Here is a 19,308-nt window from a genome sequence, read left to right on the forward strand (position 1 = left end):
CTACTCGGAGACCGTCTGGCTATTGATTTTTTAGCGCGCGCAAAGAATATGTAAAGATACGATAAGATCAAGGCGGCTATGATCCGCAGGCAGACTAGCATGACCAAGATTAAGAACATGGAAGAGTTCGCAGCCCTCAGCGGCATTTCGCGGCCCACAGTATCCAAATATTTCCATGATCCCGAAAGTGTTCGCCCGACGACAAGGGCGCGCATCGAAGAAGCGCTCGAACGGTTTGATTACCGCCCTAACATTTATGCGGTGAACCAGAACCGAAAGCTGACCAAGAATATCGGCATCGTCGTACCCTATTTGTCTGACCCTTTCTTTGCAGAAATCGCACGGTATCTGGAACAATCCTGCATCGCGGCGGGCTATCGACCGTCTCTCTTCAGCTCACATGGCGAGCAAAAGCTCGAGAACGAAATTCTGGACGGCCTGCAATCCCTGAAACCCGCCGGAGTTTTGCTAGCCCCTTTGGGGCGTATCTCGGACCGATCCGCGATCGAGAAATTCTGTGCCAACGTGCCAACGGTCTTGTTTGACAGTAACCTGGATGGTTTGGGGGCTGCCTTTGTTGGATCGGACAATTTCAGTTTTGTGTCACAAACGGTCGAATACATGACCCGCACGGGCGAACCGCCATCTTTCTTTGAAATGCGTACGCCTGCGAATCCGAACGCCAACAAACGTCGAAAAGCCTATGTTGAGGTGATGGAGCGTCTCGGTTTCGAGCCTCATATCATCAAAGTCGACGGCATAGGCTGGGCATTTGAAGAGATCGGTCACCGGGGCGCGTTGAAGGTTCTGGACGAGCGTCAATTGAGGACGAATTCAGTTCTATGCAGCAATGACCGACTGGCAATTGGCTTTCTTGCGGCCTGTTACGAACAGGGGATTCGGGTCGGACGCAAGAACGATTGCACGCTGCGCGTGGCCTCAAATGACGATCATCCGTTCGCAAAATTCACCTGCCCTTCTCTGACCACAGCTGCGCATGACTACGACAACGTGGCCGGAAGAAGTGTCGAAACGCTGTTCGAACTCATTGAAAACGGGGGAGAATTTGAGGCGCGAACAGAAACCCTTTTCCCTGCGCGGCTCGTATTAAGGAATTCGGCATAACTCGATAATTTTAACGCGCGTAAAGTTTTTATTGACGGCGCGACAATTTACGCTCTACGCTCTCTGCACGACATCCAAGCTCAGGGAGGACAGGGATGTATCTCAAGCACGCACTTCGCGCGGCGACTGCATTGACATTCGTCGCTACGGCCGCAGCCCACGCGCAATCTATCACGATCGCCACCGTGAATAATGGCGACATGATCCGGATGCAGGGCTATACTGACAAATTCACCGAAGCGACCGGTATCGACGTCGAATGGGTAACGCTGGAAGAGAACGTGCTGCGTCAGCGCGTCACCACCGACATCACGACCAAGGGCGGTCAGTTCGACATCATGACCATCGGCATGTACGAGACGCCCATCTGGGGCGCGAATGGCTGGTTGGTTCCGCTGGATGGTTTGTCCGAAGACTACGATGTCGGGGACATTCTGCCCGCAATGGCGGGGGGCCTAAGCCATGAAGGGACGCTGTACGCAGCGCCATTCTATGGTGAAAGCTCGATGATCATGTACCGCACTGACCTGATGGAACAGGCCGGCCTTGAAATGCCCGACGCGCCGACCTGGCAATTCATCCGCGAAGCTGCCGCTGCGATGACGGATCGGGACAATGACATCAACGGCATCTGCCTACGTGGCAAGGCTGGTTGGGGTGAAGGCGGCGCCTTTATCACCGTGACAGGCAATTCCTTCGGCGCACGCTGGTTTGACGAGGATTGGAAGCCCCAGTTCGATCAGCCGGAATGGAAAGAAGCGCTCACTTTCTTCGTCGACATGATGAATGAATCTGGCCCGGCGGGCTTCGCCACCAATGGGTTCAATGAAAACCTGTCGCTGTTCCAGCAGGGCAAGTGTGGCATGTGGATCGACGCAACCGTCGCGGCGTCCTTCGTGACCAACCCTGACGACTCGACAGTGGCAGACAAGGTTGGTTTTGCACTGGCACCGAACTCGGAAGGCGTAGATAAACGCGCCAATTGGTTGTGGGCCTGGGCGCTAGCGATCCCAGCGGGCACGCAGCAAGAGGACGCGGCAAAGCAATTCATCGAATGGGCGACCTCGAAAGACTACATTGAGTTGGTGGCCGAAAATGAAGGCTGGGCCAATGTGCCGCCGGGCGCGCGAACCTCGCTCTATGAGAACCCGAACTACAAGGAAGTTCCCTTTGCGAACATGACCTTAGAGTCGATCCTGATGGCCGATCCACAGAATTGCTGCGCACAGCCGACGCCATACACGGGTATCCAGTTCGTCGCGATCCCCGAGTTTGCCGGCATCGCTACGCAAGTAAGTCAGGAGTTCTCGGCAGTTTATGCCGGACAGCAGTCAGTGGACGAAGCACTCGCCAAAGCGCAGGCCTTCACCACCGAAGAAATGGAAGCCGCAGGCTACTGAGGCATCCCTCCCCGGCGGGCGGGCAGAGGTCTGCCCCCCGCTCTACCCTTCCACAACTCGCGTTTTTCTCGCAGGCTTTGGTTATGCCTGAACAGAGAGGGTTTGCGTCATGGCAACTCAACATTCCCGATCCGTCGCGCGCCTGATGATGGCACCCGCAGTGGTCCTGCTACTTGGCTGGATGCTCGTGCCCCTGACGATGACGCTGTATTTTTCCTTCAAGAAATATCTGCCCCTTCGCGGTGGCGACTTGGGCTGGGTCGGGTTCGACAACTATGTCCGGTTCGTCTCGTCCAGCTCCTTCTGGCCCGCCGTGCAAGCGACGTTGATGATCGTAGGCGGCGTCTTGGTGATCACCGTAATTCTAGGCATTCTACTAGCGATGCTGCTGGATCAACCCATGTGGGGTCAGGGCGTTGTCCGTATCCTCGTGATCGCTCCCTTCTTTGTCATGCCCACGGTGTCTGCGTTGGTGTGGAAGAACATGTTCATGGATCCTGTGAATGGGTTGCTGGCCCATCTATGGCGCTTTTTCGGGGCCGAGCCGATCTCATGGCTATCCGAGGCCTCGATGACTTCGATCATCATGATCGTCTCATGGCAGTGGCTACCCTTCGCGACACTGATCCTGCTGACCGCAATTCAGTCACTGGACAGTGAACAGCTGGAAGCAGCCGAAATGGATGGTGCGCCAGTCCTGAAACGCTTTTATCACATCGTCCTGCCACATCTGAGCCGCGCGATAACCATCGTGATCCTGATCCAGACGATCTTTCTTCTGTCGATCTTCGCCGAAATCTTCGTGACCACCGGCGGCGCCTTCGGCACCCGAACCCTCACCTACCTGATATTCCAGCGCGTGCTGGAAAGCCAGAATGTCGGCCTTGGATCAGCCGGAGGTGTCTACGCCATCATCCTTGCCAATATCGTTGCCATCTTCCTGATGCGCATCGTCGGCAAAAACCTGGACGCGTGAGGAGGAACGACCATGGCCCGCGCCGTCACATCCCGTCGTAAATCGCTGAACACCGCCCTTGCCTGGGCCGTTGGTCTGCTGATCTTTTTCCCGATCCTCTGGACGATCCTGACCAGCTTCAAAACCGAAGCTCAGGCGATCGCCAGCCCACCGCTGTTCCTGAACTTCGATTGGACGCTCGAGAACTATGCAATCGTACAGGAACGCTCGGATTACATGCGGTTCCTGTGGAATTCGGTGATCATCGCAGGTGGATCAACCATTCTGGGCGTGATCATCGCAGTGCCCGCAGCATGGGCCATGGCCTTCGTGCCGTCCAAGCGTACCAAGGACATCCTGCTGTGGATGCTGTCCACCAAGATGCTGCCCGCGGTGGGTGTTCTCTACCCGATCTATCTGCTGTTCATCCGGTTGGGTCTACTGGACACGCGCGGAGGGCTGGTCGTGGTGCTGATGCTGATCAACCTGCCGATCATCGTCTGGATGCTTTACACCTATTTCCGTGAAATCCCCGGTGAGATTCTGGAAGCCGCCCGGATGGATGGTGCCACGCTGAAAGAGGAAATCCTCTATGTGTTGACACCCATGGCCGTGCCCGGCATCGCCTCGACCGTGCTACTGAACTTCATTCTTGCCTGGAACGAGGCATTCTGGACGCTCAACCTGACTGCCGTTGACGCAGCGCCGCTTACCGCATTCATCGCCAGCTATTCCAGCCCCGAAGGCCTGTTCTTCGCCAAGCTCAGCGCGGCATCGACCATGGCGATCGCACCAATCCTCATCCTTGGCTGGTTCAGCCAGAAACAACTTGTCCGCGGCCTGACTTTCGGCGCTGTGAAATAAGGAAGACGACTATGGGACGTATCCAACTCAAGTCAGTGACCAAAAGCTTCGGTGACGTAGAGGTCATTCCACCACTAGATTTGACTATCGAGGACGGTGAATTCACCGTCTTCGTTGGGCCCTCTGGTTGTGGCAAGTCCACGCTGTTGCGGCTCATTGCGGGGCTAGAGGACATCACTTCGGGCTCCATCGACATTGATGGCGCGGATGCAACCGACGTACCACCCGCCAAACGTGGTCTGGCAATGGTGTTCCAGTCTTATGCTCTGTACCCGCATATGAGTGTGCGCAAGAACATCGCCTTTCCCTTGCGTATGGCCAAGCTGGATCAGGCCGAAATCGACAAGCGGGTCGAAGGCGCGGCAAGCGTCCTGAACCTGAGCGATTATCTCGACCGCCGCCCAGGGCAGCTTTCAGGTGGGCAACGCCAGCGCGTTGCCATTGGTCGCGCCATTGTTCGTGAGCCCGCGGCATTCCTGTTCGACGAGCCCCTTTCAAACCTAGACGCGGCGCTGCGCGTTGGCATGCGGCTGGAGATCAGCGAACTGCACGAACGTCTGGCGACAACGATGATTTACGTGACGCACGATCAGGTTGAAGCCATGACAATGGCCGACAAGATCGTCGTGCTTCAGGCCGGTGTGATCGAACAGGTCGGCAGCCCGCTTGAATTATATCGGACGCCGCGCAACTTATTTGTTGCAGGGTTCATCGGCTCGCCCAAAATGAACTTCATCGAAGGACCAGAGGCGACGAAACACGGTGCACAAACAATCGGTATTCGCCCGGAACACATCGCGGTTTCGGAGACTGAAGGTGAATGGTCCGGGATCGTCAGCGTTTCAGAACACTTGGGATCGGACACCTTTTTTCACGTCCACGAGACCGGCCTGGCCGAAACCATTACCGTCCGCGCAGATGGTGAGGTCGGCTTCCGCCATGGGGATCGAATTCACCTGACCCCGCGTGCAGATGTCATCCATCGGTTTGACGCGAAAGGCTTGCGGATCGAATGACACGCTTGGCAGGCAAAACCGCCCTGATCACCGGGGCTGCGCGAGGCATCGGATTGGCCTTTGCCAAAGCTTATGTTGCAGAAGGCGCGCGTGTTGCCATCGCCGACATCGACATCCAGCGTGCGAAAGACGCCGCCGCAGAATTGGGTCAGGTTGCATTCGCCATCGAGATGGACGTGACAAACCAAGAAAGCATAGATGAGGCCGTCGCAAGAGCCGCTACACATTTCGGCCCTATCGGCATTCTGATCAACAATGCGGCAATCTTCACCGCCGCCCCAATCGTTGAGATTGAGCGGGAAGACTACAACCGCGTGTTTGACATCAACGTCTCGGGTGCTTTGTTCACGATGCAAGCGGTCGCCCGGCACATGATCGAGCACGGGACCAAAGGTCGGATCATCAACATGGCATCTCAGGCTGGGCGAAGGGGGGAACCTTTGGTCGCGGTTTACTGCGCCAGCAAGGCGGCGATCATATCGCTGACCCAATCGGCAGGGCTGAACCTGATCGCTCATGGGATCAACGTGAACGCAATTGCTCCGGGTGTTGTTGATGGTGAGCATTGGGACGGCGTTGATGCGTTCTTTGCAAAACATGAAGATAAACCGCTCGGCCAAAAGAAACGCGAAGTGGCGGCAGCTGTTCCTTATGGGCGGATGGGTCGCGCAGAGGATCTGACCGGGATGGCTGTGTTTCTGGCCTCTGACGAAGCCAGGTACATTGTCGCCCAGACATATAACGTCGATGGCGGAAACTGGATGAGCTGATGAACCCTGTGGCAAACGCAAATCCTGCAGTACATCTAAGGCGAGATAACCTTTCAAACCTGCCGACAACTGTCAGGACCCCATCTTACAGGTGCTCGGACCTGACGCCCGGCATTGTCCATATCGGTCTTGGGAATTTTCACCGCGCGCATCAGGCTTGGTATATCCACCAGTTGATGCAGCAAGGTCAGGCCCACGACTGGGCAATCATCGGAGCCGGTGTGCGAAGCTACGATTCCGAGATGCGAGGGCGTCTGCTGGCGCAGGACTGCTTGACGACATTGATCGAACTGGACCCGAAAAGGATGTCCGCCGAGGTAATTGGTCCGATGATCGATTATCTTCCGGTCGAGGCCGGCAATGCAGCGTTGATCCGCAAGATGTCCGAGCCTTCCATCAAGATTGTGTCTTTGACAGTGACCGAAGGTGGATATTACCGAGATGCCAACACGGGTGCCCTCGACACAGATCACCAAGAAATTCTTCATGATGCAGCAAATCCAAACCAGCCGTGCACAGTATTCGGTGCGATCATTGCGGCGCTCAAGCAGCGCAGGGCGCAGGGCATCAAACCCTTCACCGCGCTGAGCTGCGACAACCTTAAGGATAATGGCGTGATCCTGAGGAACTGCGTTGTCGGTCTAGCACGCCTGTCTGACCCTGCTCTGGCCGACTGGATAGACCAGAACGGCGCATTCCCCAATTCAATGGTGGATTGCATCGTGCCCGCTACAACAGACCAAGTGATATCACAATGCCACGCACTTGGCGTCGATGACCAAGCACCCGTATCGCACGAGAACTATCGCCAATGGGTGATCGAGGACGATTTCTGCGCCGGGCGCCCACCCCTGGAACAGGTCGGCGTCACGCTGACCCGTGATGTCCAAAGCTATGAGACGATGAAACTGCGCATCTTGAACGGCGGTCACCAGTTGCTTGCTAATGTCGGCGAGATACTGAATGTCCCGACAATTTCGGATTGCATGCAGGACCGGGATATCTTGGCGTTTTTCAGAAAGGTCCAAGAAGAAGAAATTCTGCCTCATGTCGCAGCCGTCCCCGGAGCGACTGCAAATGAATACCTTGAGCAAGTTGAGACGCGATTTGCAAATACGGCCATTCACGACACGACGCGCCGGGTTGCTTTCGATGGATCGGCGCGACACCCCGGGTTCTTGCTGCCGTCACTTCGTGATGCACTTGCGACAGGCTCTTCCATAAGCGGGCTCGCGCTGGCCGAAGCTTTCTGGTGCCGGATGTGTGCAGGATACCGTGAAGATGGCTCCGAAATCGCCCCCAATGACCCCCAATGGGAGAGTCTACAGAAAGTTTCGCTGGCGTCCAAAGACGATCCAGAACTCTGGGTCGGCCAGCAACACTATAGCGATGCTTGCGCCCTCGGCGCAGACTTTCCCAGAGCTTTTGCCTTCTGGCTAACTACGATCTGGAAACACGGCAGTCGGGCAGCTATCGCGGAATATATCAATCGCAGTTGAGCCCTTTTCTGAACGCGCTTTGCAGAGCAGTGTCAGTCTCCGATACGAATATCGAGCGACACAGTATTCAGCCATTCGGCCTTAGCGAAGCCGTCGATTTTGATACGACCCCAATACCCACTACGCGCAAGTTTTGCGATTTTCGCCTATAAGTTCTTCCATCATGTCCACGCATCCGAGAAGATGTCATCGAATTTAAGCGCAAACCAAGTCGGCGGAGAGCCCTTAAAGGATCAAAATGAGCGACGCCTCATTTAACGCACAGGTCGTGTAGCGGCCCTTCATTCGTGTTATCAATTGTGTCAACCAGAGGATTGGTTGCTTTTTTCGACAATAGTTGCCCGCTTAGACGAGATACTGCTTAAACTAAAAATCAGAATTACTTCGCTTTGCGTCGATGAATAAAGTAGTCAACAAGTGCGAGACCAGAACATCAGCCCAACCTTCTATTTGCTTCGTCACGGCGAGACCGAATGGAACTCCCAAAAACGGAGGCAAGGACGTCGGGACTCGCCCCTGACCGACCGAGGCATTCGTCAAGCATTGGCAAACGCAAGTAAACTACGAAGCCGCCTTTCTTTCGATCATTCGCTGACAATATTTTCGAGCCCGCTTGGCCGAGCTGCACAGACAGCATCAATCGTGATCAAGGAACTAGGTCTGCCGCCAGAAATCATCGAGTACGAGACCAGTTTGGTGGAATGCAGTTTCGGGCAATGGGAAGGATTGACTGAAAAAGAGATCACTCGACAGTTTCCCAAGGAATGGGAAGCGCGATGCTTTGATCGCTGGAATTATCCACCCCCGGGTGGAGAGTCCTATGCTGACGTGCACAATCGTGTTTCCTCATGGTATTCGAGCAGCTCGTTCGAAGGAACAGTAATAATTATTGGCCACGGATTAACATCCCGCGTGTTTCGAGGAATATTCCTGGGCCTATCCGCACAAGAGGTATTTGAATTGAACGAACCTCAAGACGGCTTCATCAGGTTGCAAGACGGACATTCAGCCTACATTGAACACTAAAGCTTCGTTGATTGGGCATTTGTCCCGAGTATCCGGTTTTCCGTTGGTTGCAGGTCCAAATTATTATCTCGATGAAGCGGGGGATATCGGCTCATTCACCGCAAATTCAATACGACACTGAGTTTTCACAAACTGCGCCCCTCTAGTTGAATGCGCCACTTCAAGGATAGATTTGTTTTTCTCGGTATGTTTTTTTGTTAGTGTAACACACTGTTCACGCCGACCTCTCCAAGCGAAGCAATTTCTGCTGCACACGGATCTTAATCGCATCCATTGGCCAGCCTTTCGGCATGATCCAATGCGGCTACCTAACAATTGCACGGTGCTTTAGACGATGGTTCTTTTGCAAATTTAGGCTAGTTGATGTGTCTGATCCTTCCCAACTGCAACTGAAAAGAACATGAACGGCGTCAGCTTTTGTGGCGCGGTGCTCACCGGCAATCGACACTCCACCTCACGCCCAAATCCGACAGATGCCTTTGAACCCGCCCAGGATAATCAGATACAATTGCATCCACGCGCAGGTCGATCATTCTGCCTATTTCTTCGTGCGAATTGACCGTCCACACGGCAACACATAGGCCCAGTTCTTTTGCGCGCGCCACATTTTCAGCCGTTACATCCGTGTAGTATGGGCACCAAAGCGAACCGCCCGCTTGCTTGACCAAATTTGGAATTTCATCACGACGACCACGAAAGTCAGGGCAAACCGCTTTCGAGGAATCCTCACCAACATCCGCCGCGTTTTCCGGAAGCTGCGTCAGGTAGGAAGACGGCATGTCAGGAGCCTGCCGCTGACACTCCTCCAACAGGTTCCAATCAAAACTGTGGAGCACCGCGCGCGAAGACAATCCTTTGTCACGTACTTCTTGAAGAACCCGCCCGACAAATTTCTTCCTATAAAGCGCATCGTGAGCCAAATCCGGATCCGACTTCAGTTCGAGCATCAAATAGGCATCGCCGTATTTTGGATCATCAACCAAATCCAGCAAATCCTGCAACTTTGGAACACGGATGCCATCCAGTTGAGCTTGGTCCGGAAACCGTTGGCCATAAGCCGAATGACCATCCAACCGCCCGATGTCAAATTGCTGGATTTGCTCGAACGTCAATGACGAGACCTTCGGCTCTTCTCCGGTCAGAAACAGGCCATTTGCGTCACGAAAGCTGGGAGCGTGCAGCCGATGGTTGTGGGTTATGACCGGTACGTCATCGGCCGTCAGGACAACATCAAACTCAAGCAGCGGGACGCCGATAGAGAGCGAAAAGTCAAAGCCAATCATACTGTTTTCGGGCAGCACACCCCGCGCACCTCGATGCCCCACAACCCGGATCAGGTTTTTGCCACCACGAAAGGCTTCAACCTGTGGAAAGACCATCAGCCTTCCAACCTCTTGCCGGATGAATGGTCAAACAGATGCATGTGCTCTGAGGCAACTGAGAACCGCATGCTCGGATGCCGGCCTTCGATTGGGTGGACACCCGGAAGACTTATCGTAATCGCGTCGCCTGCATCCGTGAGCTGGCCATGCAATAAGGTGTTTGCGCCTAGCGGTTCCGCCATCTGAATAGCGGCTTCCAACGGACCATTGTCGTCCAGAAACAGATGCTCTGGTCGGATTCCAAGCTTTAGTGGGGTATCAGGCCCCGTGGATGGACCAATCTCTAAGCCCCCTATCTTAACCGTTCCGTTTTCACGCTGAGCATCAAAGATATTCATTGCAGGGCTACCAATAAACTGAGCCGCGAAAAGGGTTCCTGGTGTTTCATATACCTCCAATGGCGTCCCAATCTGCTCAGCGATGCCTCCGTTCATCACGATCATCCTGTCTGCCATCGTCATCGCTTCGACCTGATCGTGAGTCACGTAAAGCGATGTAATTCCTAACTTTTCCTGAAGCTCGCGAATTTCTAAACGCATCTGAACACGCAGCTTGGCATCAAGATTTGAGAGTGGTTCATCAAACAGGAAAACCGCCGGCTCGCGAACAATTGCCCGCCCCATTGCCACCCTTTGGCGTTGACCGCCTGAAAGCTGCCGGGGTTTGCGGTCCAACAAAGCTTCCAGCTGCAACAGTTTGGCGGCCTCGGTCACCTTCTGGTCAATCTGGTTTTTTGGAAGCCCCGCGATTTTTAGCCCATACCCCATGTTCTGGCGCACCGACATATGTGGGTAGAGCGCATAATTCTGGAACACCATCGCGATATCGCGATCCATCGGCTCTTTGTCGTTGGCTCGTTCTCCTCCAATCCGGATTTCACCGGACGTTACGGTTTCAAGGCCCGCAACCATTCGCAAAAGCGTGGATTTTCCGCAGCCCGAAGGGCCAACAATCACAATGAACTCACCGTCCGCAATATCTATGTCGATGCCATGGATAACGTCCGTCGGGCCAAAGCTCTTTTTGACATTCTCTAAGTTTACTGTTGCCATTTTTTATTTCTCGCTATCGACAAGGCCGCGGACAAAGAGCTTTTGCATAGACACCACTACGATGACCGGCGGGATCATTGCCAAAATCGAAGTGGCCATGATGACCGGCCATTCCGCCACGTCGTCGCCGGATGGGAACATCTGTTTGATACCCATCACGATGGTGTTCATTTCAGGATCGGTAGTGATGAGCAGCGGCCAGAGATATTGATTCCACCCGTAGATAAAAAGGATCACGAATAGCGCCGCGATATTCGTTCGGCTCATGGGGACCACGATATCAATGAAGAACCGCATCGGGCGGGCACCATCGACGCGTGCAGCTTCGGCCAGTTCATCCGGGATCGTCAGAAAGAACTGCCGGAACAGGAACGTTGCCGTGGCCGAGGCGATTAAGGGGAAGATCAGCCCATAGTAGCTGTTGAGCATGCCGAACCCGGCGACAACTTCGAACGTCGGCACAATACGAACTTCGACCGGAAGCATCAGCGTTAGGAAGATCAGCCAAAAGAACGTCGTTCGCCCGGGAAAACGGAAATAGACGATCGCAAAAGCTGACAGCAGCGAAATTATGATCTTGCCCACTGCGATTCCGATGGCCATCACGAGACTGTTGAACAACATTGTGGCGACCGGGACGTTCACGCCGGAAAACAGCGCGGCCTTATAGTTTTCCCAGAATTGATCGCCGGGAAGAATGGGCATGGGCGGCGACACGATTTCCGGCTGGGTCACAGTCGATGCCACGAACGCCAGCCAGATCGGGAAAAAGATGATTAAGACGCCAAGGATCATCATGGCATGGGTCAACCAGATCCCCATGCCACGTTTTTCGACCATTCCGTGTTGTTGGGCTGCCATCAGTAGTGCACCCTTTTTTCCACGTATTTGAATTGGATGACGGTCAGCAGACCAACGACAATAAGCAGGATGACGGACTGAGCGGAGGACGAACCGAGATCTTGTCCAACGAACCCATCCGAGAAGACTTTGTAGACTAGAATGGTCGTCGCCTGCTGTGGGCCACCGCCAGTGATCGTGTGGATGACGCCAAAGGTCTCAAAGAATGCATAGACAACATTCACCACTAACAGGAAGAACGCGGTTGGCGACAAAAGCGGCAGCACGATTGTGAAGAACCGGCGCCAGAAGCGCGCGCCGTCAATTGCCGCAGCCTCGATCACCGATCTTGGGACCGACTGCAGCGCTGCGAAGAAGAACAAGAAGTTATAGCTGATACGCCCCCAGGCTGAGGCTACAACCACCAGGCCCATGGCCTCGGTGCCGTTCAGAACGTGGTTCCAGTCATAACCAAGCTGGCCGAGGTACCACGACACGACACCAACACGCGTGTTGAACATGAACAGCCACAGCACGCCTGCAACAGCGGGGGCAACGGCGTAGGGCCAGATCAGCAGCGTCCGGTAAACACCCGATCCTTTGATCAGGCGGTCCGCTATGACCGCCAGAAACAACGCCGGGATCATTGAACACAGTGTTACGAGCGTTGAAAACACCGCCGTCGTCACGAAAGATGCGCGATAGAACTTGTCGCTCAGCAGAAACTCGAAGTTACCCAATCCAACAAATTGGGACGACAGCCCAAATGGGTCAGGAATGAACAGGGACTGCCACACCGCCTGCCCGGCCGGATAGAAAAAGAAAACGGCGGAGATAATGACCTGAGGGGCGATTAGAGCCAATGGCAGAAGCCAGCCGCGAAAGGTGACGCGTTTTTCCATCCCGATAAACCACCGAATAAAGAAGATGCGGGCCCGAAACAGGCCCGCATCGAATTAGGACTTATTGATTGGCAGACTCGAACCGGCGCAGCAGGGCATCGCCGCGTTCTTTCGCACTGTCCATTGCTTCCTGAGCGGTCTTTTCACCGGACCAGACAGCCTCGAGCTCTTCGTCGATGATGCCGCGGATCTGGTCAAACGACCCCAGACGCAGACCCTTCGAATTCGCAGTCGGCTCTTTGGCGGTCATCTGTATGACAGCAATGTCAGTACCTGGGTTTTCTTCATAGAAACCAGCATTTCGGGTCGCGACGCCAGCTTCGGCGGTGATTGGAAGATACCCTGTGTTCTGGTGCCAGTTCGCCTGAACGTCCGAAGACGACAGGAAGCTCAGGAATTCACCGACACCTTTGTATTCTTCAGGATCGTGACCCTCCATCACCCAAAGCGAAGCGCCACCAATAATGGTGTTTTGCGGCTCGCTTACGACCGCCTCCCAATAGGGCAATGGGCGCACGTCGAATTCGAACTCAGCCTCAGAGCTAATGCCGGCATAGCCTGCCGAACTTTCGGTGAATAGCGCGCATTCACCTGCCCGGAAGTTCGCGCCACCTTCGTTTCTGCGGCCGGTATAGATGAATTTACCATCTTTGGCCCAGTCACCCATCGCGGTCAGGTGCGCCACCTGCGTCGGTCCATTCAACATCAGTTCGGTATCAAGACCGGCAAATCCATTGTCCTTCGATGCGAATGGGACGTCGTGATAGGCCGAAAGGTTCTCAAGGTGGATCCAGCTTTGCCAAGCAGTGACCAGCGGACAGTCTTCACCCCCAGCCTTAAGCTGGTCAAGAACGTCACCAACCTTTTCCCAGGTCGACAAATCCGTGTCAGGGTCAACACCCGCCGCTTCCATAGCATCGCGATTGACCCAGAGAACGGGTGTGGACGAGTTGAAGGGCAGCGACAGCATGTCCCCGTCAGTGGTCGTATAGTAGCCTTTGACAGCACCAATGTAGGCATCAGGATCGAATGATGCACCGCTTTCAGCCATCACTTCATACACGGGTTTGATAGCCCCTTCGGCCGACATCATCGTTGCCGTGCCTACTTCGAAAACCATCAGGATATGTGGTTGTTCACCTGCTCGGAAAGCAGCAATACCCGCATTCAAGGTTTCCGAATAGTTGCCTTTATGGCTTTCTACTACAGTGAACTCATCTTGGCTGGCATTGAACTCTTCAACCTGAGCCTTCACAAGATCGCCTAGTCGACCGGTGAAGGCATGCCAGAACTGAATTTCGGTTTGCGCCATAGCCGCCACCGGCGACAGAGCAGTTGTTAAGGCGAGAGCGCCTAGAAAATTCTTTTTCATGATTCCTCCCATGCATCAGGGGTTGATGCTTCGTTGAATACCGACCGCAACGCGTAATCAGCACACATGACGATTTCACGACGTTAACGTTACAATTTTATAATTCAAGCATTTAATTTTTGAGAAAAACATAACATTACATTATAAACCAGCCAGGCAAACAATGAACCAGGTTCAAAAAATGAGTCAAACTTTGCGGATCCGGCAATTGGAAGCGCTCATGGCCGTTTCCACCAATGGGTCGGTCACTGCTGCGGCAACGGATCTTGGGATAAGTCAGCCCGCAGTCAGCAGACTGCTTTCTGATTTGGAAAAATCACTTGGCTTTCAGCTTTTTGATCGCCGCGAAGGTCGCTTGGTGCCCTCGCAGGAGGTACGATATCTGCAACCCAGCGTAGAGCGCGTTCTGGAATTGATGAAGCAAATCTCGGATGTCAGTCAGGACATCACACAGCGCAAAGCGGGTCACATCCGCGTCGCTTGCTTACCGGGATTCGCCACAAGTCATCTTCCCGATTTCGTCGCCAAGTTTTTGCAGGATCGGCCCGGCGTCACCCTGACGATTGAACCAGACCGACCGGAACGGATTCTCGAGTGGATGATAGGTGAGCAGTATGATTTCGGGATCACAGACAGCTTTAACGGTCACCCGGCCGTTGAAAGCAGAAACATCAATGTCCGCACAGTTTGTGTGTTTCCCACCGGACATGAATTGGAAAGCCTCGCTGAGGTGACACCAGCGGATATTAAAGATGCTAAAATTATCCATACACGACGCAACAGCGACTTTTTTGTGCGGCTTTCCAAAGCGTTTCAGAGCGCCAACGTAGAGTTGAATTCCCACATCGAAGTCAGGCAGTTCACCGCAGCTTGTGAGTTGGCACTAAAAGGTGTCGGAGTTTCCGTGGTAAGCGAGTTGGACGCCATCCAGTATTCAACGCGTGGATTGAGCTATAGGCCGTTCAAGCCATTGCTTCCACATACACTATCGCTTGTGCGCCCAATATTGAAACAACCGTCACTGGTGACACTCGAATTCATCGAACAGTTTCAAGAAAGCTTAAAACCGTTCAAAGCCCAATGAGCCCGTCAAAAAACCACGGCACATGAAAGAGCCTTTGCGCTGCCGACAAATCACCTACCCCTTTCTGCATAAGAAACATCAGAGTTTTGAGACCTCTGGGCATCATCCGGATCCAGCACCAAAGCGATCCACACCCATTCAGCCATGATCAGTGAAACAGCCATAAATTTCGCAAAGGAGCATCAATTGCAAGCTTCCTAATCCTTGCTCGCCAAAGTCCATTTGACCGCGCAAATAGCATTCGTCTGACCAACGTGCTAGCGCTGCGGTAAGAGGCAAGCTTATCTGTAGTGCAGGTTGATCGAAATGCGGGGACTGATGTTATCGAAGGTTTAGATTGAACAACGTAAACGCACCTATGCTGAACCAGCGCACTGTACACGAAATGATCGAGCCAGTTCAAATGCAGGTTTTTCGCAGCACCAACAAAACTGTGTCCAGATAGTTCAGTTTCTCCGATCATTGGCCACCCTTAAACTTCCGCCACTAGAGCAAGGAGCAGAACAATGGACATAAGACCACTTACAGGCGGTTTGGGAGCTGAGATCATGGATGCTGACATCCGCGACAGTACCCAGTTTGAAGATATTCACGCCGCGTTTGCAAAGTACTCAGTGATCGTCGTCAGAGGTCAGCAGGTCAGCCCAGACGATCACCTGGAATTTGCCCGTCGCTTCGGTCCGATCAATGTCAATCGATTCTTCAGACCTGTCGATGGCCATCCTGAGATCGCCATGGTGCTTAAGGAAAAGGATCAAAGAGAAGCGGTCGGCGAAGGATGGCATACCGACCATTCGTACGATCAAGAACCCGCCATGGGTTCTATTCTCCATGCCATCGAAATGCCGCCATACGGCGGGGACACGCTTTTTGTTTCAATGGGCGCAGCCTATGACGCACTGTCCGTGCCGGTGCGCCAATTTCTGCATGGGCTTACAGCCATTCATTCATCGCGGCATGTCTTTGGTGCAGCTGCGCAAGAAAGCGAGGCTGCAACGAGCGGGCGTCTGAGCAACGCAAAAAACGCCGTTCAAGACGCACGCCACCCAGTAGTCATCACGCATCCCTTGAGTGGGCGTCGCGGATTATTCGTGAACCCGGTGTTTACCACGCATATCGAGGGCCTCTCCCGTGAGGAGTCCGATGCAATCCTTGCCATGCTCTATGAACATTGCAAACAACCTGAATTCCAATGCCGCGTCCGATGGCGGACTGGAGACATCACCATGTGGGACAACCGAGCGACATGGCACAAGGCCATCAACGACTATCACGGATTTCGACGCCTGATGCATCGAGTAACTGTGGAAGGCTCAGCTGTTTCCGCCATTCAGCCGATATAGAATACAGCCCCGAGGGTGCGCAAAATTGCCTATGGTGTGAGTTCGGACCATTAAATTGCCAATGTCGCGAATGCCTGATTTGACGGACCCAACCGTCACAATGGCAACCTCAAGCAAATGGTGGGTTCGGGCTGTTCTCGATTTTGGTGTTTGCGCCCGGAAGGACAAGTTGTTGCTGAACCGCAATCAGCAGCGGGGAGCTGTCCCAATCAGGTTCCCCATAGTAACAGACGCCGGCTTTCTAGAAATTGCTCAAGTGCAAACAGGCAAAGCCTGATTTCAAGCAGAATTCGTCGTCAGGGACCGAAGCCCCTGACAGATGTTGAATTTACCAGGTTGAGTCCGGGTCAACTTTGAAAAGATGCTCCATAAAAACGCGAGTGACGGCCTGCAGTTTATCGGTGCGCGCGTGGTCGCGTTGCAGTTCGGCTGGAACCACATTCCATGTTATAGGTTCAACACCAGCCTCGATCATGCGGCGCATGCCGTTTGCGTGGCTGGTCTGAGTGATCGATCCAACGGCATCTTCCGGAACGTAGACGTCATATCCGGCCAACTCGGCCTCAATCGCGGGATAAGCCAGACATACATCCGTCCAAAGACCGCCCATTATCAGCTTCTTTCGGCCCGTTGCTTCAACTGCAGCTACAAATTCAGGCTCTTCCCAAGCGTTCACATTGGTCCGGTCAACAAATACCGCGTTCGGGGCCAGTTCGCGCAAATCTTCGATCATAGGATCATAGCCGTTCAATCCTACGGCTACATGGCTGAATATGATCGGGATGTCGTAGATCACGGCGGTCTTTATCAGACCCGTGGTATTGTTGATCAGCTCTTCGTGGTTGATATTCTTAACCCCAGCCAAAATCGGCGGCTGGTAGTCAATAAGGATCAGCGCCGAGTTGGTCGGTGACAGAAACGGGTCAATATCTGCGGCTCGGACAGGCGTGCCTTGATAGCCGTCTGGGTATGTTGCGACACCATCCACTGTTTTGATCATAGGTATTTCTGCGGTTGCTGGGAGTGCTACGGCGCTGATCGTCAAGCTCAGGGCTGCGGCGAACGGTTTGATGAAAGTGGTCATGGGAGCATCTCCATTAATGATGGGGGTTCAACCGTGCACATGCTCGGCGATCAGTTGCGCGACAGATGGTCCGGGACCAACAAGTTCCAGGACATTACGATCCGGATCGCGGATGAAAATTGTCTTGGTACCGCGAAATTCTCGACGGCCTGTTATGGCTATGCTGCGTTCGGTAACAAAGGCCTCGGTTGCTTCGGCGTCCCTTAACTTGACGGCCAGGTGCGTGATGCCGGGAAACTTCTCGACCTCATCCATCAAGACGTTTTCACCAGCTTTAGCTGTAGCGGGGCCTAACAGGTTGATGTTGATCCCGGACGGATGCAGCATCACCAACGGATGGCCATGGTCATAGCCGCCATCCGCGATCAACTCGAATCCCAGCAACTCATAGAAGGCGACTGATGTATCGCGGTCGCTGATGCGGATGCCAATGTGATCGAAGTTTCTTATATCTAACATGGTTTGGCCTTTCATTACACTGCAACCAATGTAACTATACTTGTGTTGATGCTTAATAGCTCATCTGGAAGGTAATTTGTTCCAAATGGATCATAATAAGGATTTGTTCGACGGCATGGTTCTGTTCTGCACAGTAGTGGAACAGGAAGGCATGAGTGCCGCCGCAAAACTGCTGGGCCATACGCCTAGCCATGTCAGTAAAGAAATCGGACGGCTTGAGGCCCGGCTTGGCGCCCGGTTATTGAATCGGACCACGCGTCGGATCAGCCTGACGGAATCAGGGCGCATATACTATGAAAACGCCCGCCGGATTGTGGATGACGCCCGCGCCGTACAAAACAGGTTGCATTCCATCGGCGACAGACCCTTTGGAGAGCTTCGGATGAGCGTTCCTGTGGTTTTTGCACATGGATGGCTGAACGATCGGTTGCCCGAATTTCTGCAGCGATACCCCGAAGTTGATCTGAACATTGACATATCCGAGCGCCGGGCCGACATGATCGGTGAAGGTATCGATCTGCTGGTGCGCATCGGTGATTTGCCTCCGTCCGATTTGATTGCACGCGAACTTTTTCGCACACAAGGCCTTACACTGGCTTCCCCCGCCTATCTGAAACGAAACGGCACGCCCCGCCACCCCGATGACCTAAAGGGGCATCAACTAATTGATTTTTCGTTTCACGGGGCCACCCAAAACTGGACCTACCCAGGACCAGATGGTGAGGCAATCGCGGTTCCAATCGCTCCTCGTATTCGATGCAACGATGGTCATACCGAAAAGGTGCTAGCCCTTGCTGGTCGTGGGATTACACGTCTGCCTCAGCTTTCCTGTCAGGCTGAACTGGATGCCGGGGCATTGGTGGCGATCTTACCCGATTTCAGCCCGCCTTCTATCGGAGTCCATGTGATCTATGCCAGCCGCGACAACCTGCCCGCAAAGACCCGCGCTATGATCGATTTTCTGGTCGAAATGAGCGGCTGAAGTCAGGTGCCGCCGAAGTTTCACAGTCCTTCGTTTGATGTGCGCAGTCTTCTTGCAGACAGTATCGCACCTTGCAGCAATGTCTGATTTGTTCAACCACGTCATAGTTTTAGTTACGCCACGATAGGCAGCAATGAGCTGATTGATGGGAAG

18 protein-coding genes are annotated in these 19,308 nt (G+C 53.8%); 11 read left to right on the forward strand and 7 right to left on the reverse strand.

The features are described 5' to 3' along the window. The first annotated feature begins 99 nt into the window (after positions 1 to 99). The 8 genes from ACR0EN_RS15915 (at position 100) to ACR0EN_RS15950 (ending at position 8,655) form a co-directional block, all read left to right on the forward strand. The gene (locus ACR0EN_RS15915) at positions 100 to 1,125 is read left to right on the forward strand and encodes a LacI family DNA-binding transcriptional regulator (RefSeq protein WP_170392704.1); all 1,026 of its coding nucleotides are present in this window, start codon (positions 100 to 102) and stop codon (positions 1,123 to 1,125) included. A 95-nt stretch (positions 1,126 to 1,220) separates the two neighbouring features. Beyond that, entirely contained in the window at positions 1,221 to 2,525 is a 1,305-nt protein-coding gene (locus ACR0EN_RS15920) for an ABC transporter substrate-binding protein (RefSeq protein WP_170392705.1), read from the forward strand. A 109-nt stretch (positions 2,526 to 2,634) separates the two neighbouring features. Further along, positions 2,635 to 3,501 (forward strand): carbohydrate ABC transporter permease, encoded by an 867-nt coding sequence (locus tag ACR0EN_RS15925; RefSeq protein WP_170392706.1) that lies wholly within the window; start codon positions 2,635 to 2,637, stop codon positions 3,499 to 3,501. Between the two features lie 12 nt (positions 3,502 to 3,513). Continuing rightward, positions 3,514 to 4,344: a carbohydrate ABC transporter permease gene (locus tag ACR0EN_RS15930; RefSeq protein ID WP_010443328.1), complete on the forward strand. Its 831-nt coding sequence runs from the start codon at positions 3,514 to 3,516 to the stop codon at positions 4,342 to 4,344. Between the two features lie 11 nt (positions 4,345 to 4,355). Next, positions 4,356 to 5,360: an ABC transporter ATP-binding protein gene (locus ACR0EN_RS15935; protein ID WP_170425039.1), complete on the forward strand. Its 1,005-nt coding sequence runs from the start codon at positions 4,356 to 4,358 to the stop codon at positions 5,358 to 5,360. Further along, complete coding sequence (locus ACR0EN_RS15940; protein ID WP_480587689.1) at positions 5,357 to 6,130, forward strand: L-iditol 2-dehydrogenase; 774 nt, start codon at positions 5,357 to 5,359, stop codon at positions 6,128 to 6,130. The genes ACR0EN_RS15935 and ACR0EN_RS15940 overlap by 4 nt, the downstream gene beginning before the upstream one ends. Next, positions 6,130 to 7,629: a mannitol dehydrogenase family protein gene (locus ACR0EN_RS15945; protein WP_480587692.1), complete on the forward strand. Its 1,500-nt coding sequence runs from the start codon at positions 6,130 to 6,132 to the stop codon at positions 7,627 to 7,629. Before ACR0EN_RS15940 ends, ACR0EN_RS15945 begins: the two co-directional genes overlap by 1 nt. Positions 7,630 to 8,046: 417 nt before the next feature. Further along, positions 8,047 to 8,655, forward strand: coding sequence for a histidine phosphatase family protein (locus ACR0EN_RS15950; RefSeq protein WP_480587695.1), 609 nt, complete (start codon positions 8,047 to 8,049; stop codon positions 8,653 to 8,655). A 431-nt stretch (positions 8,656 to 9,086) separates the two neighbouring features. On the opposite strand, the gene ACR0EN_RS15955 is transcribed toward ACR0EN_RS15950, so the two are convergent. From ACR0EN_RS15955 to ugpB, 5 genes are all read right to left on the reverse strand, one after another. Further along, positions 9,087 to 10,034, reverse strand: a complete 948-nt coding sequence (locus ACR0EN_RS15955; RefSeq protein ID WP_480562543.1) for a glycerophosphodiester phosphodiesterase family protein — start codon at positions 10,032 to 10,034, stop codon at positions 9,087 to 9,089. Beyond that, positions 10,034 to 11,089 (reverse strand): sn-glycerol-3-phosphate ABC transporter ATP-binding protein UgpC, encoded by a 1,056-nt coding sequence (gene ugpC / locus ACR0EN_RS15960; protein ID WP_170425030.1) that lies wholly within the window; start codon positions 11,087 to 11,089, stop codon positions 10,034 to 10,036. Before ugpC ends, ACR0EN_RS15955 begins: the two co-directional genes overlap by 1 nt. Before the next feature lie 3 nt (positions 11,090 to 11,092). Next, a complete protein-coding gene (gene ugpE / locus ACR0EN_RS15965; protein ID WP_170392936.1) occupies positions 11,093 to 11,929 on the reverse strand; it encodes a sn-glycerol-3-phosphate ABC transporter permease UgpE in 837 nt (278 codons plus the stop codon). A 20-nt stretch (positions 11,930 to 11,949) separates the two neighbouring features. Continuing rightward, entirely contained in the window at positions 11,950 to 12,831 is an 882-nt protein-coding gene (gene ugpA / locus ACR0EN_RS15970) for a sn-glycerol-3-phosphate ABC transporter permease UgpA (RefSeq protein WP_155150415.1), read from the reverse strand. Between the two features lie 61 nt (positions 12,832 to 12,892). Then, positions 12,893 to 14,203 carry a sn-glycerol-3-phosphate ABC transporter substrate-binding protein UgpB gene (gene ugpB / locus ACR0EN_RS15975; RefSeq protein WP_170392713.1) on the reverse strand — a complete coding sequence of 437 codons (1,311 nt, stop codon included), beginning with the start codon at positions 14,201 to 14,203 and terminating at the stop codon, positions 12,893 to 12,895. A gap of 181 nt (positions 14,204 to 14,384) precedes the next feature. On the opposite strand from ugpB, the gene ACR0EN_RS15980 reads away from it, so the two are divergent. Together ACR0EN_RS15980 and ACR0EN_RS15985 are read left to right on the forward strand one after the other, a co-directional pair. Further along, on the forward strand, positions 14,385 to 15,287 hold the full coding sequence (locus tag ACR0EN_RS15980) for a LysR substrate-binding domain-containing protein (protein ID WP_170819055.1): 903 nt from the start codon (positions 14,385 to 14,387) through the stop codon (positions 15,285 to 15,287). Positions 15,288 to 15,793: 506 nt separating this feature from the next. Continuing rightward, entirely contained in the window at positions 15,794 to 16,630 is an 837-nt protein-coding gene (locus tag ACR0EN_RS15985) for a TauD/TfdA dioxygenase family protein (RefSeq protein WP_480587698.1), read from the forward strand. 328 nt (positions 16,631 to 16,958) lie between these two features. Here the strand turns inward: ACR0EN_RS15985 and ACR0EN_RS15990 are convergent, their stop codons facing one another. Together ACR0EN_RS15990 and ACR0EN_RS15995 are read right to left on the reverse strand one after the other, a co-directional pair. Beyond that, complete coding sequence (locus ACR0EN_RS15990) at positions 16,959 to 17,714, reverse strand: isochorismatase family protein (protein WP_170425027.1); 756 nt, start codon at positions 17,712 to 17,714, stop codon at positions 16,959 to 16,961. Positions 17,715 to 17,741: 27 nt separating this feature from the next. Beyond that, positions 17,742 to 18,173 carry a VOC family protein gene (locus tag ACR0EN_RS15995; protein ID WP_480587701.1) on the reverse strand — a complete coding sequence of 144 codons (432 nt, stop codon included), beginning with the start codon at positions 18,171 to 18,173 and terminating at the stop codon, positions 17,742 to 17,744. 85 nt (positions 18,174 to 18,258) lie between these two features. Here ACR0EN_RS15995 and ACR0EN_RS16000 point away from each other — a divergent pair, with 85 nt between their 5' ends. After that, the gene (locus tag ACR0EN_RS16000) at positions 18,259 to 19,155 is read left to right on the forward strand and encodes a LysR family transcriptional regulator (protein ID WP_480587704.1); all 897 of its coding nucleotides are present in this window, start codon (positions 18,259 to 18,261) and stop codon (positions 19,153 to 19,155) included. Positions 19,156 to 19,308 lie beyond the last annotated feature (153 nt).

The sequence above is a fragment of the Ruegeria sp. AB7 genome, assembly GCF_056542625.1.